Consider the following 26,988-nt stretch of genomic DNA (forward strand, 5'->3'; position numbering starts at 1 on the left):
GAAAAAGATTATAGACCGTACCGCTTCGCGCAGTCAAACATTGTTTTTGCTTACGATACCGAAACCGGCTGCATCCGCTCGGCATCATCCACCTTCGCACCCGCCCTCGCCGCGCGATGATGCGCCCGCGACAGCTTGCCCAGCAGCGGCAACAGCACCAGCGCGATCACCGCGCCGCCTGTGGCCAGCCAGCCGAGCGACACGAAAAGATGCGTGTACAGCGGCAAGGACTGCATCGGATCGAGATGGCCGGGCGGCACGCGCGCATAGTTCGCCACGACCGTGCCGAGATATTGCGACACCCCTGTCGCCACGAAGTACGCGCCCATCATGAAGCCGCTCATGCGCGCCGGCACGTAGCGCGCGATCATCGCGAGGCCGAGTCCGGAAACCAGCAGTTCGCCGAGCGAATAGAGGCCGTAGCCCGCCACCATGAACCACGACGACACACGCCCCTCCACCGCGTAGCGTCCGCTCACGCCGAACACGAAGAAGCCCACCGCCACCACCACGAAACCGAGCGCGTATTTCGCCGCCACCGAGACATCGCGGCCGCGGCGTGCGAGCCCCGCGTATCCGACGGCAAGGACCGGACTCAGAATCATGATCCAGATCGGGTTGAGCGCCTGAAACTGCGCCGCGCTCCACGAGAAGAGCCGCACGCCTGCAATCGAAAACGCGGGATCGACATTGCGCAGCGCGAAGAGCGTGAGCGACGTCGACATCTGCTGATAAAAGACGAAGAACAGGATGACCTGCAGCGTCAGAATCAGCGCCGCCAGAAGGCCCGCGCGCTCGCTGCGATCGCATCGGGCGAGCATGTAGCCGAAGATCGCCAGAATGCCAAGCGCGGCGGCCCAGACGCAGCCTCTGGCCACCGTCTGGTGCTGAAGGATGAACACTGTCGCCGCCGCGAATGCCGCGCCGCCCGCCGCGACCGCGAGCAAGCGGCCCCAGCGGATCGGCTGCTCGTCCGGCGCCGAGCCGACATGCGCGAGCGTGCGGCGCATGATCGCGAAATTCAGCATACCGAGCAACATGCCGCCGCAGCACACGGCGAACGCCGCATGCCAGCCCCAATGGTCTTTGATCCACGGCGTCGCGAGCATCGAGAATGTCGACCCGATATTCACCGCCATGTAATAGATCGTGAATGCGCTGTCGATTCGGGCGTCATCGCCTTCGTAAATGCGCCGTACGAGATTCGCCGCGTTCGATTTGAAAAGCCCGTTGCCCACCACGATCACGCCGAGCGACGCATACATGAAGCCGAGCGCATCGCAGGGAAGCGCCAGCATGAAGTAACCGAGCGACAGCACGAGCGAGCCGAATGCCATCGTGCGCCGCGCGCCGAGGATCTTGTCGCCGATCCAGCCGCCAATCGACGGCGCCGAGAAAACGAGCGCGGAAAATGCGCCCCACGTGAGATTAGCGTAGTCGTCGGCGAAACCGGCTTTGTCGATCATAAACAGCACGAGCAGCGCGGCCATGCCGTAATAACCGAAACGCTCCCACATTTCGATCAGGAAGACGGTCGCAAACGCGCGCGTCTGCGACGTGGCGGGCGATTGATTATTCATGGAAAATCCTTCAACCACAAAAGCGATACAGCGCTTTCTGAAACGGGTAGAGATTGAAACGAACTCGTCCTAAAAAGGACGGCGACTGTGCGAAAAGCACGTGATTATCGCTTATCGACGGTCGACAAGGCGTGCATAAGCCGCAACGACTTATTCCGAATCAAAGCGCGAGCCGTTTCGCGCACGAGTGCGGCCACAGGAAAGTGCAAAAGACGCGCGCGTGTCAGGCCGCCGGACGCCGCACAAGAGCGAGCATCACGCCGAAGCCGATCATCAGCGCCCCGCTCACGCGATTGAACCACGTGAAGCCGCGCGCGCCGCGCGAAAGCGACCGGAGCCGCGCGCCGAGCGCCGCGTAGATCACGATCGCGATCAATTCGAACAACAGAAAAATGGCGCCGAGCAAAGCGAAGCTCGTCGCATAGGCGCTGCGGTCGACGAATTGCGGAAAGAAAGCGGTGAAAACGAGAATCGCCTTCGGATTGCCGGCCGCGACGAAAAACTCCTGCTTCGTCAGCTGCGCGAGTCCGGCAGGCGCCGCGCCCGACTCGCCCGTCACGAATTGCGGTCCCGAGCGAATCAGCTTGATGCCGATCCACACGAGATAAGCGGCACCCACGAGCTTGATCGCTGTGAAGAGCGTCTGCGAGGCGAGCAGCAACGCGCCCAGTCCGAGCCCGGCAATCGCAATCATCACGGCGAACGCGGCGAGCCGCCCGAACGACGCGAGCACCGACGCCCGCACGCCTTGTCGCGCGCCGTTCGACAGCGAAAGCATGTTGTTGGGGCCGAACGCCATATTGATGGCGAAGCACGCGGGCACGAACACCGCAAAAGTCTGAATGGACATGGGACACCTTCTAGGCAAGCGACCAGAATATCGCCAAATCACCAGGCTCAGAAGCGGTGGCGAATGCCCGTCGTGAGCATCAACTGATTGCGGCCGCTCGACGGATCGTTCGTGTTGATGATCGCCGGCGCGTCCGACGAGGCGCGCTGGTAGATGGATTCGACGTACACGTCGGTCCGCTTGCCCAGCAGATAATCGACCTGCAACGCGCCTTCGTGCCAGTGCGCGCCGCCGCCGTTGGTGTACACATACATGCCCGCGAGCACGATGGCGGGCGTCAGCTTGTAGATGCCGTTGATTTCGTAGTTGTTGAGCGCGAGCGATGGCAGCGCATCGCCGGTATCGGCGGCGCTCGCGCCGCTGCTGATCGAGCGGGAGAACGCGCCGGCAAGCTGAAAATCGCCGATGCCGTAGCTCATCGCGACACCGAACGTGTTTTGCCGCTGCACATTGGCCGCGATCACCGCGCCTGCCGCGTTGCCGGGCAGCGCGAGGGCGTCGTAGGCGCCGCCCGTCGTGTTACCGCGTCCGTTGTTATGCAGATAGGCCGCGCCCGCGCTGAACGAGCCCAACGTATAGTTCGCGCCGAAGCTGTACGCGCGATTGTCGGCGAACCCGCCCGCCTCGTTCGAAAACGCGTAGAGGCCGCCGAAGCTGAAGCCGCCGTACGTCGCGCTCGTGTATTTCACGGAATTCGCCGCGAGGAACGAGTTGTTCGCGTTGTCGTTGTCGAGCACGTGCGCGAACGCCGTGCCGCCCATGCCGCCCGTCAGCGTGAAGGGGGCGAAATAGTCATGGATGGAGTCGTACTGGCGGCCGAGCGTGATCGTGCCGAGTTCGTCGGTGCCGAGGCCGACGTACATCGGATGATCGTTGAGGCCTTGCCCCGTCGACACCGCATAGCCGCGTTCGAGCCGGAAGATGGCCCGCGCGCCGCCGCCGAGGTCCTCGCTGCCTTGCAGACCCCAGTAACTGCCGTCGATGGTGCCGGTCGTCAGCCGGTACTGCGAATGGCCGCCGACATTGCTGACATACGCGACGCCGGCATCGAGTTCGCCGTACAGCTGCACGGAGCTTTGCGCCCACGCCGCGCCCGGCACGCCGATAAAGGCGATGCACGCCGCGAGCGCCGCCGCGACGTTCGGCCGGGCAGCTCTGTGCGTGGCGGCGTGCGTGGCCAGGTGCGTGGCATCGGCGGCGGACGGCGCGAGCTTGAGTGCGGTTGGACGGACGGACATAGGGAGACTCCAGATTCGATTTCGCGGCTGACGATTGTCGATTCTGCTGGCCATCTTGTCAGTTAAAAAAGCGGCCGGCGCGCGTGTGTGACCCAATACCAACGAATATCGGCGGATGCGCGCCAGCCCCTTCCCAAGTGACGAATTCGGCGCTATTGAGGCGCGGCACGCGTCGCGCGGCGCCTGCCGCTAGAATCGGACCACACCGACTCCTTCGCTCCCGGACCTTCCCATGTCACAGAAGACTCTCGCCATCGTCACCGGCCACACGCGCGGCCTCGGTGCAGCGCTGGCCGACGCGCTGCTTTCGCGCGGCGCCGACATTCTCGCGATCTCGCGCAAACGCAACGCCGGGCTCGCGGCGAGCTGTTCCGGCCGCCTGCACGAAGTCGAACTCGATCTCGCCGATCTGCCCGCGCTCGACGCGTGGCTCGCCGACGGCGCGCTCGGCCGATTTATCGCCGGCGCGGACCGGGTGCTGCTCGTCAACAATGCGGGGATGCTCGCGCCGGTCGGGCCGCTGGCGCATCAGGACGCGAGTGCGGTTGCGCGCGCCGTGAGCGTGAACGTCGCGGCTCCGCTGATGCTGACCGCGGCCTTCGCCGCCGCGAGCGCGGACGCGGCGGACCGGCGCGTCGTCCACATCTCCAGCGGCGCGGCGCGCAACGCATATCCCGGTTGGAGCATTTACTGCGCGACGAAGGCCGCGCTCGATCATCACGCGCGGGCCGTCGCGCTCGACGATAACGGCGGCTTGCGAATCTGCAGCGTCGCGCCGGGCGTCGTCGATACGGACATGCAGGCCGAAATTCGCGGCACCGGGCTGGACCGCTTCCCGTTGCGCGAGCGTTTCGACGCGCTCAAGCGCGAAGGTCAACTCGCGACGCCGGAGCAGTCGGCACGCAAGCTCGTCGATTATGTGCTGAGCGACGCATTCGGCAGCGCGCCGACTGCGGATATCCGCGAACTCGGCTGACCCTCAGGCCGCCGATACCGCGCAGTCCGGCGCCGCCGCCACGGCGAGCGCCTGGCGGGAGAGCCGGTCGGCGTGCGCATTGCGGGCGCGCGGAATCCATTGCAGCCGGACCTCGCCGATTTGCGCGATCAGCTCGCGCACCCGCGCCGCGTGGTGCGCGAGCGCGCGGATGCAGGCGCCATCGGCCGCGTGAACGTCGTCGATGACGACGCGGCTGTCGCCATGAACCGTCAGACTGGAAGCGCCTTCGCGCTGCGCTGCCTCGAGAAGCGCAGTGAGGGCGAGATACTCGGCGGCGCTGCTGTCGCCGTGTCCGGCGCTCGCGGTGATCTCGAGCGTTGCGCCGTTGGGGCTTTTGAGGACCGCGCCGATGCCGATGCGCCCCGGATTCGGCAGCGCGGAGCCGTCGAACCAGCCGATCCACGCGTGCGGGTGCTCCGCACGAGGCTCCGACGGCGGGCGCTGCGCCGGCCGGTTCGCACGCTGGAGCTTGCGCACGCGCTCGGCATCGGCGGCTCTCGCGTGCGCGGCGCGCCGTGCATCGACCAATTCCCGCAGGGACTGCCCGCCCGCCGCTTTCTCCAGCGTTCTAACCAGCGCCGCATGCTCGGAAAACGCCGCGCTCCTCACGAGCCGGCGGCTTTGCATGCGTTCCTTCTTGTACGCGACAGCGAGCAATTCATCGAATTCGATCATGGCGGCGTGCGGGATGAACGAGCCCGCAGCTTAGCAGAAGCACGTCCGCTCACGGGTACGGGTCTTGCTCGACCCCAAGCGCCCCGACAAGAAGAACAAATCAGGCACTCATGCGCAGTCTGCCGATCAGTCAGCCAGCAGACGCCTGTAACCATCAAGGAGCAGATCATGAACCGACCGATGGAGTCATCTTCCGGTGGCGCGAACATCATCGGCAAGGGTGCCGCGACGGCTGCGGGCCCGGGCCCCGACGTCATGGCGGCAAGCACGCTGGATGGCAATTCGGTGCTGAGCAGCGACGGACACGACGTCGGCTCGCTCAAGGAAATCATGCTGGATGTGACGAGCGGCCGCGTGGCGTATGCGGTGTTGTCGAGCGGCGGGTTTCTCGGCATCGGCGACAAGCTGCTGGCCGTGCCGTGGAGCGCGCTGACGCTCGACACCGACAACCGGTGTTTTCGCCTCGCCGCGACGGCCGATCAGGTGCGCAATTCGCCGGGGTTCGGCAAGGACGCGTGGCCGTCCATGGCCGATCCCGTCTGGGCCACCTCGGTGCACCAGCACTACGGCCGCGAGCCGTACTGGTCGAACGCCCCGGCGACGAGCGACGTCAGCGCGACCGGCGCGATTCCGCCCGGCGGCGTCGACGCCCCGGAAGCGGGCGGCGTAAAGCTGTAGCAAACGGGCGCCGCACGCGCCCGTGCAGCGGAGATCAGTCGAGCGGGCGCTCGCCGAGCGGCACGTCGACGTCTTGTGCGTCGTCGCCCATGAGGACGCGAAGGACATCGGTCGCGAACTCTTCGACGGCGAAATGCCATTCGAGCGAGCCGACCGGAAAGTCGTTCGGACTGCACTTGCCCTGCGCGCGACGAATCGCGCCGACGGACAGGCTCAGCGCGCGTGCGTGCTGGAAGTGCGGATCATCCGAATCGAGAAACGGCAGTTGTTCTTTATCCATGACACCCTTCTGGCCCCGGCCGCTGGTATATGACAACGATATCGGCCGGGACCGGACAATCTTTAGTACCGGCTATGTTAAAAATTTTGCCGCCCGCCCCAGCGGCAGGAGCGTGCGGAGAAACGTTGATGCAGACCTATCGAAACGTCGCAGGAAATTCCGGCGTGTCGGCGTTCGAGATCCTGCGCGATGGCATTCGCGTGCGCTTCGCGGACGGGCGGACGTATCTCTACAACTATCGCCAATCCGGGCGCGCACACGTCGAGCAAATCAAACAGCGCGCCCGCGCCGGCCGCGGGCTCAGCAGCTACATTTCGCAGACTCGCGTCCCATACGCCGACAAGCAGGACCCGAGGGACGACTGACGAACGATCCGACGGCGCCAAGTCACCTCGGCATCCGCCCCGCCCTTCGTCCTCAACGCGCCGATGGCAGATGCGGCACGTTTTCGTTGCTGGTCGCGGTGAGCTGGTGCATTTGTCGTTGCAACTTGTTCAGTTGCGCCTGCGCGGCGACGCGACGCGACTCCAGTTGCGCGAGATCCTTGCGCACCTCCTGCCTGAGGGCCACTTCCTGGTCCTGCGCACTGCCGCGTTGCAGATCGACGCGGGACCGCTCCACCTGCGCCTCGGACTCGGCAATCAGCCGTGCGAACTGCTCGTTCTGCGCCTGCAAGTGCGCGCGCCGCAACTCGGCTTCGGCGAGCCGCGCCGCCTGCTCGACGAAATGGCGGAACGCGGGTTCTGCCGCATCGACATCACCTGCTTTCAGCACGCGCCATACCGCGTCTTCGTGGTAAAGCACGGCATAGTAAGTGAGATCGCGCGGATAGAAAAGCAGGCTCGCACTATACGCGAAACTCTGAAAAGTACGGAAAACGGCGAGCGCGGATTGCTGGATCAGCCACTCCACTTCCGCGATCTGCGCCGCCTGCAAAGCGTTTGCGGCGGATTGCGTCGACGCGCTCATTGGACGCAGCGGCGTGACGCGCGTCGCGGGCGCCGCAGTCGTGCGGGGCTCGGAATCCTCTGAGGATTCCTGCTCGTCGGGTTTGTTTTGGGCAGCGAAGCGAACCGGAGCATTCGCCTTCTGGCGGAGAAGAAACGACGGCGCGTTTTCCAGCAATGTACCCCGTCTGCTCAGCAGGCTTTTCACGATGCCTCCATATTGATTTACGGCTACGCCTGTTTCCGAAACGAGTCAGCGCCGCGTTATTCGCAATCGTTTTCTTGAATTCCCGCTTCGATTATTCTGCATGCCGAAGGAGCGGCTATCCGTATCGAGCGAAATTTCGGCTGACGAATTTGAGTATAGGCGAGCGATTTTTAGATGCAATCGCGGCGGTGAAGCGATCGAAACGCGCGGCGCGTCAAATGGGCGAATTCTGCTTCGCCGGGATCATTTGCTTCGCGCACCACAAATATTTACATATGGCGATAGACCGCCTGTAAACCGCTCAGTCTTAGATGGGCGAGTTGCGCGGAACGGGCTTTCGACATCAGCGCTACCATCCTCATGATTCGAATACCCTGAATGCCGCACGGAATGCCGGGTGTATCGGCGAGCCGCGTTTCGAGGTTTCGCATCCGTCCATAAAGGTCGACGATGGGCTCGCCGGGCGTCAGGCGCACGCTCGTGTAGACCGCCTCGCCGTTCGGGAGCGCCGGCGTCAGCAGCCGCTCCGGACCTGCTTGCCCGTCGACGGACGAATCGGCGAGAATCTCGGGCGCTTCGAAATGTAAGCGCCCTTCATTGCGATCCAGAAAATATTCATATACGGCTTCCAGATGCGCGGCAGAAGTTTGTTCGACGCGACGCGCCGTTGCCGCACAGCGATGCAGCTTCCAGTTTTCTCGCTGACTGACGGACGCAATCAGATCGGCAATGCCCGATCTCAGTTCTGCTTGGCGTTTCTCGATGAGTGCATCGAGCATTTTCGCTTCGTCGCTATTGCGATTCGGCAGGCTCTCGCTCCATGCCAATAAATCGTTCAGTGTGATCGACATGAAACACTCCGTTGCATTGGGCCCATTGAATCGAATCCGGGCGGCTCAAGTTCGTTTGGAGCGCGAATTGTAATGAATCGGCAACCGATTCGGTGCGCGCGTATTTATCGTAGTCTGTTTTGAGACACAAGCGGCATTTCGTCTGGAGAGCACGGCATAGCCGATGCTACATCGTGTGCAGCGGCGCAACTCGCGCCCGATACCAGGAGACAGCCATGAAAGCGACCGCAGCGATTGCAGGCGCCGTTCTCGCGCTTGCCAGCACCGCCCCTTTCGCGCAGGAAATGACGCGCGATCAGATGAATCAACGCCCGCAGACGCAGGAACAAAGCGCGTCGCCCGGTGGCTCGAACGATGCCTCGCAGGGCGGCGCACCGTCGGGAACGTCCGGCAGCGGCACGCTGATGCAAAAGCGCGAGCAAGGCATGTCGCCGGATACGTCGCAAGCGCCGGCGCATGGTTCCAAGTCGACCGGAACGATGAAGCAGTAAGTTGGCGCCTGACGAGGCCGCGATGCCGTGCCGGGTGGAGGTCCGGCGCGGCATCGCGCGTCTCGCAATCAAAGCCGAATCTCTGACACATCGACGGAAAACGTAAAGGATCGTTGCCGACGGCGCGAATAGGAAAAGTCCTGCTGCATTTTGTTGGGCCACCCGATTAAATGCCGCATTGTCCTATTCACCGAGGCTCATCCATGAAAGACCTGCACATTTCCGTCGACGCAAACGGCCGCGCAACGATGTCGCATTCCATGCACATCAAAGAGCATTGCCTGAACCGCGCGCGCCTGTTGACGTCGCTCGTCAACATCGTGGCCGCGCCTGGCGGCTTCGAACATTTCTCGTCGTATCCCGAGTCCATGCGCCGCGACATTCTCAGCCTTCTGCACTCGGTCGCCGAGGAACAAATTCCGCTGATTTCAGCGCTGGAAGAGCACACCGCGCGGGCGTCGTACGATCGCGGCGTGCAGGCCGCGCGCGAATTCCTCGTGCAGGAACAGGCGGCCAATTCGGCGCTGCATTTCGACGCCGAAACGCCCCAGCCGGAACAATTGGTCATCGCGCACTGAGCGACGCTCTCGTCCCTTGCATCGGTAAGGCGCGACGCCGCAGTGGCGAGGCGCGTGAGACGTTCACAGCCTCGCCGCCTGACCTTTGCATCTCGCGCTCAAGAACTCAAGACAAGAAGAATCTCATGCTCGTAAGAATGGCCCGCTTTGCAATTCCGCTCTCCTTCGCGTTCCTGACGCTGACCACGCCCGCCTTCGCAAAGTACACCGAAGAATGGCTTGGGGGCGGGAATGTCACGCGCGCGCAGACGATTCCGCACGCAAGCGAAAAGGCGAACGCGGTGGCGAGCCCCACGGTCACGCATGCGCCTCCGCAGCCGAGACATGAGTCGCTGAGCAACTCCCCGTTCGACAAGGACCCGATTGCCGCTTTCGCCGACGATCCGATCGCCCAATTCGCACGTCGTCAGCCCAAGCGGAACCGTCTCTGATCTTTCGCCGAAGCGCGCTGCGATAAGAAAACGCGAATCGTCCGATTCCTCGAAGCGCCGCACCGGGCTATTCTGACGCCCTGTCGCAGGAGGCGGTTCGCAATCACTTCGCCCTGCCATGTGCGCGCTGTATCGCGCATTATCAGAGGCGCGGTTCTGCGGATACGCGCTCCTCTTGCGACGCCCTCTTTCGCGCCGCCGTCTCTTCACACCCTTGCGCGCAAATGAAAAAGCCCGCGACCAGCAATGACATGCTGGTCGCGGGCTTTGCGTTCGTACAGAGACGCTTAGCCGATCAGATCGCCGGGCAGCTTGCCGCCGTTTGCGGCGAGTGCCTGCATCAGTTGCTTGTGCAACCAGATGTTCATCGACGCCGAGTCGTTCATGTCGCCGCCGTACTTGAGTTCCGTGGCGAGTTGCTTGCGGTGTTCGAGACTGCTGTCCACACCGAGCAGCTTCATCATGTCGACAATGGAGACGCGCCAGTTCAGTTGCTGGCTGCTTTCGCTCGCCAGTTGGTCCATTACGGCGGTCACGTCAATGTCGGACAGCGGCGCGGGTGCGGCCGCAGCCACGTCTACCGCAGCGGCCGGTGCCGGGTCCGGCTCGGCGACCGGTGCCGGCTCGGCGGGTTTAGCCTTGTGGAAGATCTTGCCCACGATGTCACCGAAGATGCTCATACTTCTGTCCTTTTGAGTTGACTACGGAAGGTGCAGGCTCGCCGATCTGGTCAGCGACAGAAGCGGCGATAAGCCGCCGGACTTTAACGCCAAGTCGGCCGGGGATCGGTCGCATCGGACAAAACGAGGCGGATTTCGATGAATATTTGCAGTGGTGGTTAGGAGTCCGGTGCCTCGCGGGGTAGACTGTCGCTTCTGGCAGACGTGGCCGTCGCGCGTTGGCGACTAAGGCCGAGGCAACGCGTCGATGAGCACATGAGCGTGGCCGCGCCGCTCGCTGGAATGATGAACCAAAACAAAAATCCCGCAAGCCGGCGGCGGCTTTGCGGGATTCTGAGGATGGTTCTGGCGGAGAGAGGGGGATTCGAACCCCCGATAGGTTTTACCCTATACACGCTTTCCAGGCGTGCGACTTAAACCACTCATCCATCTCTCCGGAAGACAGCGATTATACCAAGTTCCCGCCGCCCGCCTAGTCCCTACGGGTGACGAATGTAGTCGACGAGTGCGCGCGTGTAATCGTCCGGCTTGCGATCGAGAAGGCTGACCGCGATCGCAACCACGAATCCCGCCGGGACGCCGAATACGCCAGAACTGATCGGCTCGATGCCGAACCACCGCCGCCCGTCGAAGCCCGTGAGATGCGTGAAGAACGGATACGTCGACACGATGTAGTACACGCACACGATCAGCCCCGCGATCATTCCCGCCACGACGCCCCGCTGCGTCGTGCGCTTCCAGAACACGCCGAGCACCAGCGCCGGAAAGAGGCTCGACGCCGCGAGCGAAAACGCCGCACCCACCAGAAAGAGAATGTTGCCCGCATTGAGCGACGCCACATATGACGCGAGCAGCGCAACGCCGAGCAGCAGTATTTTCGAAATCGTGACGCGGCGCTGGCTCGTCGCGCGGCGATCCACCATGCAGTAGTAGACGTCGTGCGACAACGCGTTCGCGATGGTCAGCAAGAGACCATCGGCCGTCGAAAGCGCCGCGGCCAGCGCGCCCGCCGCAATCAGCCCGGAAATCACGTACGGCAAACCCGCGATCTCCGGCGCCGCGAGCACCACCATGTCCGGCTGCATCTGAATGCCGGCCCAGCGCACGACGCCATCGCCGTTGATATCGCCGATTCGGATCAGATACGGCTCGATGTGCCGCCATTGCGTCACCCACTGCGGCAGCTCGGAAAAGCGATGCCCGACGATCCCCGTCAGAATCTCATGCTTGATCAGCACCGCGAGCACCGGCACCGTCAGATAGAACAGCGCGACGAAGAAGAGCGTCCAGCCGACGGACCGCCGCGCCGAGGCCACCGAGGTCGTCGTGTTATAGCGCGTGAGAATGTGCGGCAGGCTCGCCGTCCCGATCGACAAACAAAGAATCAGCGAGAGAAAGTTCAGCCGATGCGCGCCCGCGTTTCCAGCCTCCGCGACGTCGGGCGCTAACGCGTCGGTCATCGGCACGGGGGCGGCGACGCGCTCGCTCAACGCATCGCGTTCGCGTGACCATCTCGCCTGCGCATCGGCGGGATCGCGTGGGAACGACGCGAGTTCGCGCTCGCGTTCGCTGATCTCGCGTAGCGGCCCGTTATGCCGCCGCAAATCGGCGATTTCGGCAACCAGACGCGCGTGTTCATCGAAGAACGACTGCGGCAGCGCATCGATGCGTTGCTGCGCGCGCCCCGCCTGCCGCGCGAGATCGGCGCGGGCGCGCGCTTCGTCGGGCGAGACGGCGAGCGCCCGTTCGAGCGTCTCCACACGCTGCATCACGCGGCCATAGTTGAACTGCGGGAACCAGCCGAGCCCTTCACGATGGGCGATCATCGACACCGGAATCAGCATCGCGCTGATCAGGATGATGTACTGCGCAACCTGCGTCCACGTCACCGCGCGCATGCCGCCGAGAAACGAGCACACGAGGATGCCCGCGAGCCCGCAGAAGATGCCGATTGAAAACTCGATGCCGATGAAGCGCGAAGCAATCAGCCCGATGCCCTGAATCTGCGCGACCAGATAGACGAACGAGCACAGAATCGCCGCGACGGCGGCGAGTCCGCGCACGAGGTTGCTCGAGAAGCGCGTGCCGAGAAAATCCGGAATGGTGTAGCGCGCGAGCTTGCGCACATAAGGCGCGAGCAGAAACGCGACGAGGCAATAGCCGCCGGTCCAGCCCATCATGTAAGCAAGGCCGTCGTAGCCGCTCGCGTAGATGGACCCCGCGAGTCCGATGAACGACGCCGCCGACAGCCAGTCCGCCGCCGTCGCCATGCCGTTGAATGCGGACGGCACGCGCCGCCCGGCCACGTAATATTCGACGAGATCCGACGTGCGCGAAAGCAGCCCGATCACCGCATAGACCGCAATCGGCACGAACAGGAACACGTAGCCGACCCACATGCCCGCGCCGGCCGTGCGCTCGATGCGCTCCATCACGAAGATGAAGAGCAGGAAGCCGAGCGTATAGAGCGCGTAGGTGACGATCAGCCGATTGGTGAGCTTCATCGTTGGCCGTCGTCACTCGCTTGGGCGTCTCCGACGGCGCGCACGAGCCGCGCATCGGCGATCTGCATCAACACGATATAGACGGCGATCAGCGTCACATAGACGAGAATCGCGCCCTGCGCGCCGAAGAAGAAAGGCAGCGGAAAGCCGGCGATGCGCACGTGCTGCAGGCGCTCCGCGAAGAGCGGCACGCCGAACGAGACCACGAACCCGACCGCTAGCAGCACCGCGATCAGCGCGACATTGAAGCGCCAGTACGCGCGATGCGCACGCGCCGCTGCCGCCGAGACGCGCGGCGGCGAGGCAAGCGTGGAAGCAGGTGGATCGGCAGGCGTGACCATGCGGTTATGTACCAAAACCGCGTGGCATCGGCAATCGGGATCGACCGCCGCTTATCGGGCGGCGGTCGCTTAGAACAGCTTCAGCGCGCTTCGCCCAGTTGATCGAGAATCGCGGGATTCTCCAGCGTGGACACGTCCTGCGTGATCTCCTCGCCCTTCGCGAGCGAGCGCAACAGACGCCGCATGATCTTGCCCGAGCGCGTCTTGGGCAGGTTCTCGCCGAAGCGAATATCCTTTGGCTTCGCGATCGGCCCGATCTCCTTCGCGACCCACGAGCGCAGTTCGTTGGCGACCTGCTTCGCTTCGTCGCCTTCCGGACGCGCGCGCTTGAGCACGACGAACGCGACGACCGCTTCGCCCGTCGTGTCGTCGGGACGTCCGACCACGGCTGCTTCCGCGACGATCGGATTCGCGACGAGCGCCGACTCAATCTCCATCGTGCCCAGACGATGGCCCGAGACGTTGAGCACGTCGTCGATGCGGCCCATGATCGTGAAATAGCCGGTCTCCTTGTCGCGCACCGCGCCATCGCCGGCGAGATACAGCTTGCCGCCGAGTTCTTCCGGGAAGTAGCTCGTCCTGTAGCGGTTCGGATCGCCCCACACGTTGCGCAGCATCGACGGCCACGGGCGCTTCACGACCAGAATGCCGCCCTGCCCGTTCGGCACGTCCTGGCCGGTTTCATCGACGATTGCGGCCATGATGCCCGGCAGCGGCAGCGTGCACGAACCCGGCACGAGCGGCGTGGCGCCCGGCAGCGGCGTGATCATGTGGCCGCCGGTTTCCGTTTGCCACCACGTATCGACAATCGGACACTGCCCGCCGCCGACGTTCTCGTGGTACCACATCCACGCTTCCGGATTGATCGGCTCGCCGACCGTGCCGAGAATGCGCAGCGTCGAGAGGTCGTAGCTCTTCGGATGCACCTTCGCGTCCGCTTCCGATGCCTTGATGAGCGAGCGGATGGCCGTCGGCGCGGTATAGAAGATGGTAACCTTGTGACGCTGGATCATGTCCCAGAAGCGGCCCGCGTTCGGGTACGTCGGCACGCCTTCGAACATGATCTGCGTTGCGCCGATGGCAAGCGGCCCGTACGCGATATAGCTGTGCCCCGTGATCCAGCCGATGTCGGCGGTACACCAGAAGATGTCGCCCGCCTTCATGTCGAAGGTCCACTTCATCGTCTGCGCGGCCCACAGCAGAATGCCCGCCGTACTGTGCTGCACGCCCTTTGGCTTGCCCGTCGAGCCGGACGTGTACAGGATGAAAAGCGGATGCTCCGCGCTCACCCATTCGGGCTCGCACTGCGCCGCTTCGTTCTCGACGATCTCGTGCAGCCACACGTCGCGCCCTTCGTTCCACGCGATCTTGCCGCCCGTGCGGCGATACACGATGACGTCCTTCACCGCGTCGCAGCCGCCGGCCGCGAGCGCTTCGTCGGCGATGCTCTTGAGCGGCAGCGCCTTGCCGCCGCGCATCTGCTCGTCGGCAGTGATGAGCGCGACTGCGCCGACATCGACGAGCCGCTCGTTCAGCGACTTCGACGAGAAGCCGCCGAACACGACCGAATGCGTCGCGCCGATGCGCGCGCACGCCTGCATCGCGACGACGCCTTCGACGGACATCGGCAGATAGATCACGACGCGGTCGCCCTTCTTCACGCCGCGCTTCTTGAGCGCGTTGGCGAGGCGGCAGACGCGTTCGAGCAGGTCCTGATACGTGACGTTGGTCACGGTGCCGTCGTCGGCTTCGAAGATGATTGCGTTCTCGTTGCCGCGCACCGCTTCCACGTGCCGGTCGAGGCAGTTATACGACGCGTTCAGCTCGCCGTCCGCGAACCACGTATAGAACGGCGCGTTGCTTTCATCGAGCACGTTCGAGAACGGCTTGTGCCACGCGAGCGTCTCGCGCGCGAGCCGCGCCCAGAAGCCTTCGTAGTCGCGCTCCGCTTCGGCGGCGAGCGCCTTGTACGCGTCCATGCCCGAAATCGCCGCGCCGGACGACGCCCTGGCTGACGGCGGAAACACGCGTTTTTCATGAAGAACCGATTCGATCGCAGACATCGACAACCCCCTCCGATGGTGATTCTAAAAGCCGGCGGCGCACTCGACGCTTGAGGCGGGCACGCCGCATGTTGTTGAGGTTCGAAAGCGTCACGCGCACGGGCGTTCTCGCCGAACCCTGTCTCCTGTCGACCGGCTCCGCCGTCTGGCGGATTGCCGGCCGCTTGCAACCTTGCCAGCGCGCTTCGTTTGCGAAACGCGCTTGCCGACTCATTGCAGCCTGCATGAAGATCAAGATAGGCCGCGCAACTTACCCGCTTCTTACGCGACCGCGTGCTGCGGCACGGGGTATACACGGAGTCTGCGCGGCTTCTACAATGCGTCCCCACAATCCTAACTGAACTCGCCGCGCGCTTGTCATGCGCTCGCCGCCGAAATCACAGCTTGAATCGCTACGCCCTCTATCTCATCGCGTCGATGCTGCTCGTCGGAAGCAATGTCGGCATCGGCAAGTCGATCGTCGCGTTCGTGCCGGTGCCGCTGTTCGCGCTGCTGCGCTTCGTCATCGCGCTGGCGGTGCTCTGGCCGCTGCTGCGTCCGTCGAAGATGAAGCGCGTGGCGCGCGCCGAGTGGATCAACCTCTTCCTGCAAGCGCTTTTCGGCACGTTCGGCTTCACGCTGCTGATGTTGAACGGCGTCGCGCGCACGAGCGCGGTCGCGGCGGGCGTCATCACGAGCACGATGCCCGCCGTCGTTGCGCTGTTCGCGTGGATCTTCCTCAAAGAGAAGCCGGGCGGACGGGCGTTCGCTTCGATCGCGCTGGCAGTGGTCGGCGTCGTGGTGATCAACGTCGCGCAAACGGGCGGTGGCGGCGGCAGCGGCGGCGGCGGCTCGCTCGCGGGCAATCTGATGGTGGTCGGCGCGGTGTGCTGCGAATCGCTCTACGTGATTCTGTCGCGGCGTCTGACGCAGACATTGCCCGCCATCGACATCTGCGCGTACACGCACGGCTTAGGCTTTCTGCTGATGCTGCCGCTCGGCCTGCCGACCGCGCTCGCGTTCGACTGGCGCGGCGTCGGCTGGGCCACGTGGGCGCTCGTCGGATGGTATGCGCTGTCGGCGAGCGTCTTCTCGTTCTGGCTCTGGATGAAGGGCATCCGCCACGTGGCCGGCAGCCTCGCGGGCGTGTTCTCGGCCGTCTTGCCGATTGCCGCGGCGTTCTACGGCATCGCTTTCCTCGGGGAGCGGCCGACGCTCGCGCATGGCGTCGCGCTCGCGTGCGTGATGGCGGGCATCGTCCTGGCGAGCCTGAGGCGCCGCACGCCCGTGGCACGCGACGAGCGCGGGAACCGCGAAAGCGGCGCGTAGCTGCGCATTCCATTCAATTGGCACAAAAGTGCTTGTCGCTGCGTTCAGGCAGGCTCGCGCGGCGACACGCTACAATATCGGGCTTTCCCGTCCGGGCACGGTTTCCGCGCCCGCCAGACGCCGCGCACAGTCCGTTCCGCGCTTTTGACGCATTTCTCCGCCGACCGTCCGACCCGACACGCCGCCCATGCCCGCTCCGAAGCACTTCCCCGATTCGCCCGTGCAATCCGGCCCGATGAAGGCGCTGCCTAGATTGATCTTCATGAGTCGCTGGCTGCAGGTGCCGCTTTATCTGGGACTGATCGTCGCTCAGGGCGTGTATGTGGTGCTGTTCCTAAAGGAAGTCTGGCACCTCGTCACGCACGCGATGACGCTCGACGAAACCAACGTCATGCTGGTCGTGCTCGGCCTGATCGACGTGGTGATGATCTCGAACCTGCTCATCATGGTGATCGTCGGCGGATACGAAACGTTCGTGTCGCGTCTCGGCGTGGAAGGCCATCCCGACGAGCCCGAGTGGCTCGATCACGTCAACGCGGGCGTGCTGAAAGTGAAGCTCTCGATGGCGCTCATCAGCATCTCGTCGATTCATCTGTTGAAGACGTTCATCAATCCGGATCAGCACACGTTTCATACCGTGCTGTGGCAAGTCGTGATCCACGTGGCGTTTCTCGTGTCCGCGCTCGTCATGGCGTATGTCGACCGGCTGACCACGCACACGCATCCGCGGCACTTTCACAGCGAGACAGCAACACCCCGAAGCGCACTCGACTAGAGCGTCACAGAGAACGCACGCAGTCTTTCGTCCCCCAGAGCCCAAGCCATGACCGTCATCAAGCAAGAAGACCTGATTCAGAGCATCGCCGATTCTCTGCAGTACATCAGCTACTACCATCCGCTCGACTATATTCAGGCGCTCGGCCGCGCCTACGAGCTGGAGGAAAGCCCCGCTGCGAAAGACGCCATCGCGCAGATCCTGACCAACAGCCGCATGTGCGCCGAAGGCAAGCGGCCGATCTGTCAGGACACGGGAATCGTGACGGTGTTCGTGAAGGTGGGCATGGATGTGCGTTGGGACGGCGCGACGATGTCCGTCACCGACATGATCAACGAAGGCGTGCGCCGCGGCTATCTGAATCCGGACAACGTGCTGCGCGCCTCGATCGTGAGCCCGCCCGAAGGCGCGCGCAAGAACACGAAGGACAACACGCCGGCCGTGATCCATTACGAGATCGTGCCCGGCGACAAGGTCGACGTGCAGGTCGCGGCAAAGGGCGGCGGCTCGGAGAACAAGTCGAAGTTCGCGATGCTCAATCCGTCGGATTCGATCGTCGACTGGGTGCTGAAGACCGTGCCGACGATGGGCGCCGGGTGGTGCCCGCCGGGTATGCTCGGCATCGGCATCGGCGGCACGGCCGAAAAGGCGATGGTGATGGCGAAGGAATCGCTGATGGACCCCATCGACATTCAGGACATCATCGCGCGCGGGCCGCAGGACTGGATCGAGGAATTGCGCGTCGAACTGCATGAGAAGGTCAACGCGCTCGGCATCGGCGCGCAGGGTCTCGGCGGCTTGTCGACCGTGCTCGACGTCAAGATCATGGCCGCGCCGACGCACGCGGCTTCGAAGCCCATTGCGATCATCCCGAACTGCGCGGCGACCCGCCACGCGCACTTCACGCTCGACGGCTCGGGCGCCGCCAAGCTCGACGCGCCGCCGCTCGACGCATGGCCGAAGGTCACGTGGCAGCCGAACACGGAGACGAGCAAGCGCGTCGATCTGAACACGCTGACGCCGGAAGAAGTCGCCTCGTGGAAGCCGGGCCAGACGCTCTTGCTCTCGGGCAAGATGCTGACGGGGCGCGACGCCGCGCACAAGCGCATCGCCGACATGCTCGCCAAGGGCGAAAAGCTGCCGGTCGATTTCACGAATCGCGTGATTTACTACGTCGGCCCGGTCGATCCGGTGCGCGACGAAGCCGTCGGCCCGGCAGGCCCGACCACGGCCACACGCATGGACAAGTTCACCGAGACGATGCTCGCGCAAACCGGCCTCATCTCGATGATCGGCAAGGCCGAGCGCGGCCCCGTCGCCATCGAGGCGATCAAGAAGCACAAGGCCGCGTATCTGATGGCAGTCGGCGGCGCGGCGTATCTCGTCTCGAAGGCGATCCGCGAGGCGAAGGTGCTCGCGTTCGAAGACCTCGGCATGGAAGCCATCTACGAGTTCGACGTGAAGGACATGCCCGTCACGGTGGCCGTCGATCCGAACGGCACCTCGGTTCACAAGACCGGCCCCGCCGAATGGCAGGCGAAGATCGGCAAGATTCCGGTCGCGACGGCGTAAGCATCAGACGCGGAGCGCATCGCGCATGACCTGCGCGGCGCGGCCGGAAGGCCGGGCCGCGCGCCCGGTTTTTTCTATGCAAGCCGCATCGCCGATAAAGTGTTCCATTCTCATCTTCGGCCGCGACAAAAATTTCCTTCTCAACCTTGGCAGGCCCCAGTCCCAAGGTTTATCTTTTCCCCCATGCTCACACGCCCGGAACAAGGACACCTATGCAAGGCGACGCGAAAGTCATCGAATATCTGAACGCGCAGTTGAAGAACGAGCTGACTGCGATCAATCAATACTTCCTGCACGCCCGGATGTACAAGCACTGGGGCCTCGAACAACTGAACAAGCACGAATACGACGAGTCCATCGGAGAAATGAAGCACGCCGACTGGCTGATTCAGCGCGTGTTCATGCTCGACGGCCTGCCGAATCTGCAAGACCTGCACAAGCTGCTGATCGGCGAAGAGACCAAGGAAATCATCGAGTGCGATCTGAAGCTCGAACAGATTTCGCAGTCCACGTGCAAGGAAGCCATCGCGTATTGCGAGTCGGTGCGCGATTACGTTTCCCGCGACATCTTCGACAAGATTCTGAACGACACTGAAGAACACATCGACTGGCTGGAAACGCAACTGGATCTGATCGACAAGGTCGGCATTCAGAACTACCAGCAAAGCATGATGGGCGAGCAATAAGCCAGTAGGCGATCATGTCGGCTGTTGTCGCATCTTTCGGGCAGTCGGGCGCGCGCGCGCCCGTCGGAATTTTCGATTCCGGTCTGGGCGGGCTCTCCGTGCTGCGCGCGGTCCGCGCCGTGCTGCCGCACGAGCGGCTGATCTACGTGGCGGACTCGCTGCACGCGCCCTATGGCGAGCGCGATGACGCGTTCATCACCGGGCGCACCATAGCCATCGGCGAATGGCTCGTCGCGCAGGGAGCGAAGGCGCTCGTCGTCGCGTGCAACACGGCGACGGCGCAGTCCATTGCTCACGTGCGCGAGCGGCTGGCTATCCCGCTTGTCGGCGTCGAGCCCGGCGTGAAGCCGGCGGCGGCGGTGTCGAAGACCGGCGTGGTCGGCGTGCTGGCCACGCAGGCGACGCTGCGCAGCGCGCGCTTTCAGTCCCTGCTCGACCGTTACGCCGGTAATTGCCGCTTTATCTGCCAGCCGGGGCACGGCCTGGTTCAGGCGGTGGAACGGTGCGACACCTCGTCGCCCGAACTCATGGCGCTGCTCGAAGGCTATCTGAAGCCGATGCTCGACGCCGGCGCGGACACGCTCGTGCTCGGCTGCACGCACTACCCTTTTCTCGACCGCGCGATCCGCGAGATCGCGGGCGAACGCCTGCGTATCGTCGACACGAGCGTCGCCGTGGCGCGGCAGCTCGAGCGTCTGCTCGACGCAAGCGGTTTGCGCAACACGGACGCATCGGTGGAACCCACGCCGCGCTTTTACTCGACCGCTGACGGCGAATCGCAGCGCCAGCTCGCGGCGTCGCTGCTGCGAATCGAAGCCAACGTACACCACGTCGATATTCCGACGGCGCATTCGCGCACTGCCGAGAACCCCAGCGCATAAAGGGCTCTCCCCCGAACGGCGACACGCGCCGCTTCCCCCCTCGCCTGACCCCAGCACCCTGTTACAAAAAACTCCAGCCCTCGCTTGCAAACCTCGCGGCAGTGAATGATAATAATTCGCATTAACAGAAGCTATCGCGAACCATCATGATCGTCTGTGTCTGCAAGTCAGTGTCCGACCGGAAGATTCGCGCCGCCATCGCGGACGGCGTCGACACCTTTGATGAACTTCAGTTCGAACTCGGCGTCGCCATGTGCTGCGGGAAGTGCGAAGAAAGCGTGCGTGACGTGATGGCGCAAAGCGGCGTCTGCGCCTCGCGTTGCGGCGTGCAGGCGGCGCCCGTCACGTTCTACGAGCGGCAAGCGGCCTGACGCATTGGCGCCAGTCGGCCGCGCCGCGTCGCCAATCAGCCGCAGTACCTTCTGCAAGCCTTTCAGCCGCGCTCAAAGGAGAAGAAATGGAATTGCTGATTGGTTTCGTGGCTACCCTTTTTATTTCGCTGCTGATATTTCGTAGGTGACTTTGCTTTGTCACTGTCGTAAGCCAGCTTTTGGTCGGGATGTCAGTGACATTGGCCGTCAGGCAAGCAGAGTTCAGAATAACTTCAAGCATGCAGTCCTCGACCCCGTCTCCCGCCGCTTTTCAGTCAGCGCCGTCATCGAGCGTCCATCCTCGGCTACTCGCCGCGTGCGCTCTTGTCCTCGCGATACATGCGGCGCTGCTCGGCGTCGCGCTGACGATGCGTCATGAAGCACCGCCGCGCCCCGTCGAAGCGAAAGCCATCACCGCGCAATTGATCAGCGAGACGCCCCAACCCGCGCCGCAGCCGGTTGCCGTCCAGTCACCGCCCACGCCTCAGCCGCCGAAACCCGTTCCGAAGCCGCAGCCCAAGCCGCAGCCGAAGCCGAAGGTCACACCCAAGGTCGAGCCGAAACCCGCGCCGATGCCGGTCGCGCAAGCACCGTCGCAAATTGCCGCGCCCGCGCCCGAGCCGACGCCCCCTGCTCCGCCCGCCCCGCCGCCGGCCGCGCCTGCGCCCGCCGCGCCCGCCATCGGAAAGCCGACGATGGACCTCGCCGCGCCGAAGAACGTCGCGCACCTGTCGTGCAATATCGCGCAGCCGGACTATCCGGCGATGTCACGCCGCCGTGGGGAAACCGGTACGGCGCTGGTCAAGCTGACGGTCGGCCTCACGGGCAAGATCGACACCGTGACGCTGCAAAAAAGTAGCGGCTCCTCGCGCCTCGACGACGCCGCGCTCGACGCCGTTAGGTCGAGCACCTGCACGCCGTACAAGGAGAATGGCGAGGCGATCCGCGCCACGGCCACCGTCCCGTTCGTATTCAGCCTGAACGACTAGCCGGTTTTTTGGAAACAAGGAAACAGCAATGCAAAACTACGGAATTGCGCACGTCTGGGCGCAAGGCGATTTCGTGACGCGCGGCATCGCGCTCGCGCTCGTCATCATGTCGGTGCTTTCTTGGACGGTGATCGTCGTGAAAGCGTGGAACGTCGTGCGGCTCAAGCGCTTGACGAAGAACGCGGAACAGGCGTTCTGGCATTCCGACGACTTCAACGACGGCATCAACAAGCTGGGCGGCCAGTCGTCGAGCGCGGCGGACAACCCGTTTCTCGCGCTCGCGCTCGCCGGGCAGGAAGCCGCGGACCATCATCACCAGACGCAGCCGCATCTGCACGACCGCATGGATGTCTCGGACTGGATCACGCGCTGCCTGAAAGACGTCATGGACGAAAGCGTCGGCCGTATGCAGGCGGGGCTTGCGGTGCTGGCGTCGATCGGCAGTACGGCGCCGTTCGTCGGACTCTTCGGCACCGTGTGGGGCATCTATCACGCGCTCCTGACCATCGGCGCGACGGGCCAGACTTCGATCGATCAGGTCGCGGGTCCGGTCGGCGAGTCGCTCATCATGACCGCGTTCGGCCTCTTTGTCGCGATTCCGGCGGTGCTCGGCTACAACGCGCTGACTCGCGGGAACAAGAGCATCGTGACGAAGCTCAACCGCTTCGCGCACGGCCTGCACGCATTTTTCGTCACCGGGTCAAAACTGTCGTCGAGCAAGCGCGCGACCAATGCGCAATCCGACAGCCTGCGTCTTGCGACGCGCGCCAGCTAAGCGGAGGTTCGCATGGCCATGAGCCCATTCGCCGGCGATGAAGACGACGGCATGATGAGCGAAATCAACATGACGCCGCTCGTCGACGTCATGCTCGTTCTCCTGATCATTTTTCTGGTGACGATTCCCGCGATGCATCACGCGGTGAAGATCGATTTGCCGCACGCGAGCAGTCAGCCGCAGGACGAAAAGCCCGCGCACGTGGACGTCGCGATTCAGGCCGACGGCACCATTCTCTGGAACGACCAGAAGATCGACGATGCGGCGCTCGACGCGCGCATCGCGCAGGCCTCGCAGGAGTCGCCGCAGCCGGAACTGCACTTGCGTGCGGATCGCAAGGTGCCGTATGAGCGCGTGGCCGACGTGATGTCGGCGGCGCAGGCAGGCGGTTTGTCGAAGATCGGTTTCGTGACGCAGCCGAAGGCAGGGAAATAGGCGTCGAAGAAGAGCGGCAAAGTAAAAGGCCTTCATCGTCGGATGAAGGCCTTTTTTCTTGCGCGCTCGGCGCATTCGGGCGAGGCGATTACTTGGGGCTCGAATAGCCTGAGCCGCCAGAACCGTCACATGCAGCAGCCGTGGTCGACACGGACAGCGCGATCAGCCCTATCAGGCTAACTATCAGAGTAGCCGTCAATTTCCGCATAAGAAGCTCCTTAGCGAAAGAGACTTCAATATAGACCTGCCGATTTTCCCGTACAAGATTCGCGCGATTGAATCTGTCCATCGCAAATGCACGCTTCAATGTCTGAAGCGATGCCCCGCTCGCGCTCGCAGGCGGTCAGACCGTTTCCTGCTCGGGATGCTCGATCACGGGACATTCGCCCGGAAAGCGTTTGCCACCGTCGATGCACTCTACGAGAAAGTCGACGAACGCGCGAATGGCCGGCACCATGCCCTGCCGCGACAGGAACACTGCGTAGAGCTGCGGCGTCGGGAACGTCCAGCCGGGCATGACCGGCGACAACTGCCCGCTTCGAAGCGGCGCGCCGTACATCATTTCGGGCAACGCGGCAATGCCGACGCCGCGCATCACGGCTTCGCGAATCATCGAGAGATCGGCGGTGACGAGCCGCGGCTCGTGCTCGAACTCATAGCGCGTGCCATCGGGCGCGATCAGCCGATACACGTGCCGGCCATCCGCCGACGGCGTGTCGAGCGTGTCGTATTGCGCGAGATCGGCGACGGTCATCGGCGGCGCGTTCGGCTTCAGCAGCGAAGGCGCGGCGACGAGCATTTGCTGCGTGCGCCATAGCGGCCGCGCGACGACGTTGGAACTGGCGGGCGGCTCGGAGCGCACGCGCAGCGCGACGTCGATCGCGTCCTCGAACAGGTCCACGACGCGGTTCGTCACCCGCAGCACGACGCGCACTTCCGGATAGCGATGCATGAAGTCGGGCATCACGGCCGCGAGAAACGTCTGCGCGATGGTCACGGGCACGCTTACGCGCACCGTGCCGCGCGGCGAATCACGCAGGCTCTGCACCACGTTGACGGCGGCCTGCGCCTCGGCGAGCATCGCCTGGCAATGCTGGTAGAACAGTTGCCCCGCCTCGGTCAGGGCGAGCTTGCGCGTGGAGCGCTGCAACAGCCGCACGCCGAGCGATGCCTCCAATTCCGACACTCGCCGCGACAGCCGCGACTTCGAGATGCCCAGCACGCGCTCGGCGGCGGAAAAGCCGCCGTGTTCGACGACGTGCGAGAAGTACATCAGGTCGTTGAGATCGTGCGAGTCGGCTGTCATGTCGTGTCCGGATTGGCCGTTGTCCCCGGCGCGCGGCCGGTTTGTTTATCGCAGCAGGACAATCCATTGCGCTGCCGCGTCTATTACCCTCAAATACGGCCCATATAATAGCTTCGTGTTCTACATTTATCGCTATTCCCCTAATGGCGACGCGAGGCAAACCATCATGAGCCGGACCATTTCGAGCATCATTCCCGCCATGCGCACTGTCGAAGGTGGCGGATTCGTCGTGCATCGCCCGTTTCCGACGCGTCTTCTGATGGACTTCGATCCGTTCCTGCTGCTGGACGAAATGGGCCCGGTCGACTACGCGCCCGGCGAGGCGAAAGGCGCGCCGGATCATCCGCATCGCGGTTTCGAAACGGTCACGTACGTCCTGGAGGGCGAATTCGGCCACAAGGATTCCGCTGGGCACTCCGGCACCATGCGCCCGGGCGACGTCCAGTGGATGACGGCCGGCGCGGGCGTCGTGCATAGCGAAATGCCGGGCGAGGCCTTTACGCAGCGCGGCGGGCGCGTTCACGGCATCCAGTTGTGGGTGAACCTGCCGAAGCGCGACAAGATGATCGCGCCGCATTATCAGGAGATTCCATCGGAGCGGATTCCCGTCGCGACGAGCGAAGACGGCAAGGTGCGCGTGAAGGTGATCGCGGGCGAGGCTCTCGGCGTGAAGGCCGCGATCGAAACACGTACGCCGATTCTCTATCAGCACTTCTCGCTGCAGCCGGGCGGGATGATCGAGCAACGCGTGCCGCGTGATTTTCGCGTGTTCGCCTACAGCTTGTCGGGCACCGCGCTGTACGGTCCGCAGAGCCAGCCCGTCCGCGCGCAACAGATGGTCATCTTCCGCGACGATGCCGACACCATCACACTCGCCGCCGGCGATGAACCGGCCGAGATCCTGCTGTTGGGCGGCGTGCCGCTGAAGGAACCGGTCGTGCGCTATGGTCCCTTCGTGATGAACACGGAAGACGAGATCCGCCAGGCCGTCATCGACTATCAGGCGGGACGCATGGGCGCGATCACGCACTGAGCGGTTGATTCGTCAGTTCGAAACAAGCGAAACGGCGCGGCAAGAACGGGGACATTGCGTCACAATGACCGTTCGGCCGGCGCCGTTTTTCGCGTCCGTCCGCCGTTACGTTATCTCTCGTCATCGACCGAACCGAGGAAACGCGCATGTCCGCTCCTGTCGTGACCGCCACCATCGGCGGCGCCGATTATCAGACTCGCCTCGAAGACGGCACCCATACATGGTTTGCCGACGAGCCAGCCAGCCTCGGCGGCGCGGACTCGGCGCCGCAGCCGTCTGCGTTGCTGCTGTCGAGCCTCGGCGCCTGCACGTCCATCACGCTGCGAATGTACGCGAAACGCAAGGGCTGGCCGCTGGAAGCACTGCGAGTCGAACTGTCGATGCAAACCACGGCGGACGGCACCCTGATCGATCGCCGTATCTCGCTTGACGGTCCGCTCGACGACGAGCAACGGGAACGCCTTTTGCAAATTGCCAATGCCTGCCCGATGCACAAAGTTCTGGCCGGTGCCATCCGCATCGAATCGGGGCTCGTTCCCGCCGAACCGTTGTGACCGGGCGTCACGAACGTCCAAGGAAACGTCGTTTTGAATTTCGAACATCTGATCCAAATCAACGATCCGCAGAACCCGCTCGTCGACTCGCTCACGCGCGAGCAGTTGTGGGAGGGCCTCGTCCTGCGCGCGGAACAGCCGCAGCTTTTCGTGCTGGGGCTCGATAGCTGCGCCATTCTCTCTCGCGAAGGCGACGTGATGGAGCGCGAGCTTCACTACGGCCAGGCCGTCGTGCGCGATCGCGTGACGCTCGATCCGAACAACAGCGTGCGCTACGACATTCTGCCGACCGCAGAGCACGTGGGCGGCTCGCTGACGATGGCCATCGAGCAGCCCGACGCCATGCAGCTCTTTCTGCGCTTCACCTACAGCACGACGCTGCCGGAAACCGATGACTCCACGCCTGACGAACGGCAGACGCGGGAAATCGTGAAGTCGGCGTATCGCGAATCGGATATCGACACCGTGCGGCTGATTCGTCAGTACGCGCATGGGCGCACCGGCGAAAGTCCGCTGCACTGAGACCGTGGGAGATGAAGCGCGGCTATCGGAAGCTGCGTCTTCATCGGAACGTCTTAGTTGCAAATAGGAATAATTATCATTACGATAGAACCATCGAATCAACGACGGCACTCACCGACCGACATGTCCGACACGCTGCGATCCTCCACGCTCAGGCTGCGCCGCCCGGTTGTCCGCGACGCGGCTATCACCCGCCCGAAGGCTTCGGCCGAGGCAATAAAAACGGAGCGCGTGTCGGCGAGCGATGCCAACGGCGAACGCAGCGTGCGCAGCGACGCGCTGCTGCAAGGCCGCAGCCACGTCGCCATCGTGCATAACGGGGAGACCTATCAGTTGCGCGCGACGCGTCTGGGTAAGCTGATCCTGACGAAGTAGCGCGAAAGAACAGC

Annotated in this window: 31 protein-coding genes and 1 tRNA gene; 19 read left to right on the forward strand and 13 right to left on the reverse strand. The window is 63.7% G+C overall.

Annotation, left to right across the window (positions count from 1 at the left end):
• Positions 1–50 precede the first annotated feature (50 nt).
• From P9239_RS12905 to P9239_RS12915, 3 genes are all read right to left on the reverse strand, one after another.
• Entirely contained in the window at positions 51–1,580 is a 1,530-nt protein-coding gene (locus P9239_RS12905) for an oligopeptide:H+ symporter (RefSeq protein ID WP_309751387.1), read from the reverse strand.
• Between the two features lie 223 nt (positions 1,581–1,803).
• Positions 1,804–2,430 carry a LysE family translocator gene (locus tag P9239_RS12910; protein WP_309751389.1) on the reverse strand — a complete coding sequence of 209 codons (627 nt, stop codon included), beginning with the start codon at positions 2,428–2,430 and terminating at the stop codon, positions 1,804–1,806.
• Between the two features lie 47 nt (positions 2,431–2,477).
• On the reverse strand, positions 2,478–3,668 hold the full coding sequence (locus P9239_RS12915; protein ID WP_309751391.1) for a porin: 1,191 nt from the start codon (positions 3,666–3,668) through the stop codon (positions 2,478–2,480).
• A gap of 232 nt (positions 3,669–3,900) precedes the next feature.
• Here P9239_RS12915 and P9239_RS12920 point away from each other — a divergent pair, with 232 nt between their 5' ends.
• On the forward strand, positions 3,901–4,644 hold the full coding sequence (locus tag P9239_RS12920; protein ID WP_309751393.1) for an SDR family oxidoreductase: 744 nt from the start codon (positions 3,901–3,903) through the stop codon (positions 4,642–4,644).
• A 3-nt stretch (positions 4,645–4,647) separates the two neighbouring features.
• Here P9239_RS12920 and P9239_RS12925 read toward each other — a convergent pair whose 3' ends face one another.
• Positions 4,648–5,340 (reverse strand): ribonuclease HI family protein, encoded by a 693-nt coding sequence (locus tag P9239_RS12925; protein ID WP_309751395.1) that lies wholly within the window; start codon positions 5,338–5,340, stop codon positions 4,648–4,650.
• Between the two features lie 168 nt (positions 5,341–5,508).
• Between P9239_RS12925 and P9239_RS12930 the strand changes: the two genes are divergently transcribed.
• On the forward strand, positions 5,509–6,018 hold the full coding sequence (locus P9239_RS12930) for a PRC-barrel domain-containing protein (protein ID WP_309751397.1): 510 nt from the start codon (positions 5,509–5,511) through the stop codon (positions 6,016–6,018).
• Positions 6,019–6,052: 34 nt separating this feature from the next.
• Here the strand turns inward: P9239_RS12930 and P9239_RS12935 are convergent, their stop codons facing one another.
• Complete coding sequence (locus P9239_RS12935; RefSeq protein WP_309751399.1) at positions 6,053–6,298, reverse strand: hypothetical protein; 246 nt, start codon at positions 6,296–6,298, stop codon at positions 6,053–6,055.
• A 128-nt stretch (positions 6,299–6,426) separates the two neighbouring features.
• On the opposite strand from P9239_RS12935, the gene P9239_RS12940 reads away from it, so the two are divergent.
• On the forward strand, positions 6,427–6,663 hold the full coding sequence (locus tag P9239_RS12940) for a hypothetical protein (protein ID WP_309751401.1): 237 nt from the start codon (positions 6,427–6,429) through the stop codon (positions 6,661–6,663).
• A 52-nt stretch (positions 6,664–6,715) separates the two neighbouring features.
• Here the strand turns inward: P9239_RS12940 and P9239_RS12945 are convergent, their stop codons facing one another.
• Both P9239_RS12945 and P9239_RS12950 read right to left on the reverse strand, forming a co-directional pair.
• The gene (locus P9239_RS12945) at positions 6,716–7,267 is read right to left on the reverse strand and encodes a DUF2968 domain-containing protein (RefSeq protein WP_309751403.1); all 552 of its coding nucleotides are present in this window, start codon (positions 7,265–7,267) and stop codon (positions 6,716–6,718) included.
• Between the two features lie 455 nt (positions 7,268–7,722).
• Positions 7,723–8,304 carry a hypothetical protein gene (locus P9239_RS12950; protein WP_309751404.1) on the reverse strand — a complete coding sequence of 194 codons (582 nt, stop codon included), beginning with the start codon at positions 8,302–8,304 and terminating at the stop codon, positions 7,723–7,725.
• 215 nt (positions 8,305–8,519) lie between these two features.
• On the opposite strand from P9239_RS12950, the gene P9239_RS12955 reads away from it, so the two are divergent.
• The 3 genes from P9239_RS12955 (at position 8,520) to P9239_RS12965 (ending at position 9,804) form a co-directional block, all read left to right on the forward strand.
• Positions 8,520–8,795, forward strand: coding sequence for a hypothetical protein (locus P9239_RS12955; protein WP_309751406.1), 276 nt, complete (start codon positions 8,520–8,522; stop codon positions 8,793–8,795).
• 203 nt (positions 8,796–8,998) lie between these two features.
• Positions 8,999–9,373, forward strand: coding sequence for a hypothetical protein (locus tag P9239_RS12960; protein ID WP_309751408.1), 375 nt, complete (start codon positions 8,999–9,001; stop codon positions 9,371–9,373).
• Positions 9,374–9,498: 125 nt separating this feature from the next.
• The gene (locus tag P9239_RS12965; protein WP_309751410.1) at positions 9,499–9,804 is read left to right on the forward strand and encodes a hypothetical protein; all 306 of its coding nucleotides are present in this window, start codon (positions 9,499–9,501) and stop codon (positions 9,802–9,804) included.
• Positions 9,805–10,091: 287 nt separating this feature from the next.
• On the opposite strand, the gene P9239_RS12970 is transcribed toward P9239_RS12965, so the two are convergent.
• The 5 genes from P9239_RS12970 to acs all read right to left on the reverse strand — a co-directional run bounded on the left by P9239_RS12970 (position 10,092) and on the right by acs (position 15,392).
• Positions 10,092–10,484, reverse strand: a complete 393-nt coding sequence (locus P9239_RS12970; RefSeq protein WP_309751412.1) for a DUF3597 domain-containing protein — start codon at positions 10,482–10,484, stop codon at positions 10,092–10,094.
• 346 nt (positions 10,485–10,830) lie between these two features.
• Positions 10,831–10,920: transfer RNA gene (locus tag P9239_RS12975), tRNA-Ser, on the reverse strand.
• Between the two features lie 43 nt (positions 10,921–10,963).
• Positions 10,964–12,988 carry a sodium:solute symporter family protein gene (locus tag P9239_RS12980; protein WP_309751414.1) on the reverse strand — a complete coding sequence of 675 codons (2,025 nt, stop codon included), beginning with the start codon at positions 12,986–12,988 and terminating at the stop codon, positions 10,964–10,966.
• Entirely contained in the window at positions 12,985–13,329 is a 345-nt protein-coding gene (locus P9239_RS12985) for a DUF4212 domain-containing protein (protein WP_309751416.1), read from the reverse strand. Before P9239_RS12985 ends, P9239_RS12980 begins: the two co-directional genes overlap by 4 nt.
• 80 nt (positions 13,330–13,409) lie before the next feature.
• Positions 13,410–15,392 carry an acetate--CoA ligase gene (acs, locus tag P9239_RS12990; RefSeq protein ID WP_309751418.1) on the reverse strand — a complete coding sequence of 661 codons (1,983 nt, stop codon included), beginning with the start codon at positions 15,390–15,392 and terminating at the stop codon, positions 13,410–13,412.
• Positions 15,393–15,776: 384 nt separating this feature from the next.
• Here acs and P9239_RS12995 point away from each other — a divergent pair, with 384 nt between their 5' ends.
• The 9 genes from P9239_RS12995 (at position 15,777) to P9239_RS13035 (ending at position 23,184) form a co-directional block, all read left to right on the forward strand.
• A complete protein-coding gene (locus P9239_RS12995; RefSeq protein WP_309751420.1) occupies positions 15,777–16,700 on the forward strand; it encodes a DMT family transporter in 924 nt (307 codons plus the stop codon).
• 187 nt (positions 16,701–16,887) lie between these two features.
• Positions 16,888–17,475, forward strand: coding sequence for a TIGR00645 family protein (locus P9239_RS13000; RefSeq protein WP_309751422.1), 588 nt, complete (start codon positions 16,888–16,890; stop codon positions 17,473–17,475).
• Between the two features lie 48 nt (positions 17,476–17,523).
• Positions 17,524–19,047, forward strand: a complete 1,524-nt coding sequence (locus P9239_RS13005; protein WP_309751424.1) for a fumarate hydratase — start codon at positions 17,524–17,526, stop codon at positions 19,045–19,047.
• A gap of 212 nt (positions 19,048–19,259) precedes the next feature.
• The gene (gene bfr / locus P9239_RS13010) at positions 19,260–19,733 is read left to right on the forward strand and encodes a bacterioferritin (protein WP_309751426.1); all 474 of its coding nucleotides are present in this window, start codon (positions 19,260–19,262) and stop codon (positions 19,731–19,733) included.
• 14 nt (positions 19,734–19,747) lie between these two features.
• Complete coding sequence (murI, locus tag P9239_RS13015; RefSeq protein WP_309751428.1) at positions 19,748–20,614, forward strand: glutamate racemase; 867 nt, start codon at positions 19,748–19,750, stop codon at positions 20,612–20,614.
• A 146-nt stretch (positions 20,615–20,760) separates the two neighbouring features.
• The gene (locus tag P9239_RS13020; RefSeq protein WP_309751430.1) at positions 20,761–20,985 is read left to right on the forward strand and encodes a (2Fe-2S)-binding protein; all 225 of its coding nucleotides are present in this window, start codon (positions 20,761–20,763) and stop codon (positions 20,983–20,985) included.
• A 239-nt stretch (positions 20,986–21,224) separates the two neighbouring features.
• Positions 21,225–21,974 (forward strand): TonB family protein, encoded by a 750-nt coding sequence (locus P9239_RS13025; protein WP_309751431.1) that lies wholly within the window; start codon positions 21,225–21,227, stop codon positions 21,972–21,974.
• A 28-nt stretch (positions 21,975–22,002) separates the two neighbouring features.
• Positions 22,003–22,749, forward strand: coding sequence for a MotA/TolQ/ExbB proton channel family protein (locus P9239_RS13030; protein ID WP_309751432.1), 747 nt, complete (start codon positions 22,003–22,005; stop codon positions 22,747–22,749).
• Positions 22,750–22,761: 12 nt separating this feature from the next.
• Positions 22,762–23,184 carry a biopolymer transporter ExbD gene (locus P9239_RS13035; protein ID WP_309751435.1) on the forward strand — a complete coding sequence of 141 codons (423 nt, stop codon included), beginning with the start codon at positions 22,762–22,764 and terminating at the stop codon, positions 23,182–23,184.
• 343 nt (positions 23,185–23,527) lie between these two features.
• Here P9239_RS13035 and P9239_RS13040 read toward each other — a convergent pair whose 3' ends face one another.
• On the reverse strand, positions 23,528–24,490 hold the full coding sequence (locus tag P9239_RS13040; RefSeq protein WP_309751438.1) for a LysR family transcriptional regulator: 963 nt from the start codon (positions 24,488–24,490) through the stop codon (positions 23,528–23,530).
• A gap of 166 nt (positions 24,491–24,656) precedes the next feature.
• Between P9239_RS13040 and P9239_RS13045 the strand changes: the two genes are divergently transcribed.
• The 4 genes from P9239_RS13045 (at position 24,657) to hemP (ending at position 26,974) form a co-directional block, all read left to right on the forward strand.
• The gene (locus P9239_RS13045) at positions 24,657–25,523 is read left to right on the forward strand and encodes a pirin family protein (RefSeq protein WP_309751440.1); all 867 of its coding nucleotides are present in this window, start codon (positions 24,657–24,659) and stop codon (positions 25,521–25,523) included.
• Between the two features lie 146 nt (positions 25,524–25,669).
• Positions 25,670–26,077 (forward strand): OsmC family protein, encoded by a 408-nt coding sequence (locus P9239_RS13050; protein WP_309751442.1) that lies wholly within the window; start codon positions 25,670–25,672, stop codon positions 26,075–26,077.
• A 33-nt stretch (positions 26,078–26,110) separates the two neighbouring features.
• Positions 26,111–26,599, forward strand: a complete 489-nt coding sequence (locus P9239_RS13055; protein WP_309751444.1) for an SRPBCC family protein — start codon at positions 26,111–26,113, stop codon at positions 26,597–26,599.
• A gap of 123 nt (positions 26,600–26,722) precedes the next feature.
• Complete coding sequence (hemP, locus tag P9239_RS13060; protein ID WP_309751446.1) at positions 26,723–26,974, forward strand: hemin uptake protein HemP; 252 nt, start codon at positions 26,723–26,725, stop codon at positions 26,972–26,974.
• Positions 26,975–26,988: the final 14 nt, after the last annotated feature.

The sequence above is a fragment of the Caballeronia sp. LZ062 genome (genome assembly GCF_031450785.1).
Classification (GTDB): Bacteria; Pseudomonadota; Gammaproteobacteria; order Burkholderiales; family Burkholderiaceae; genus Caballeronia.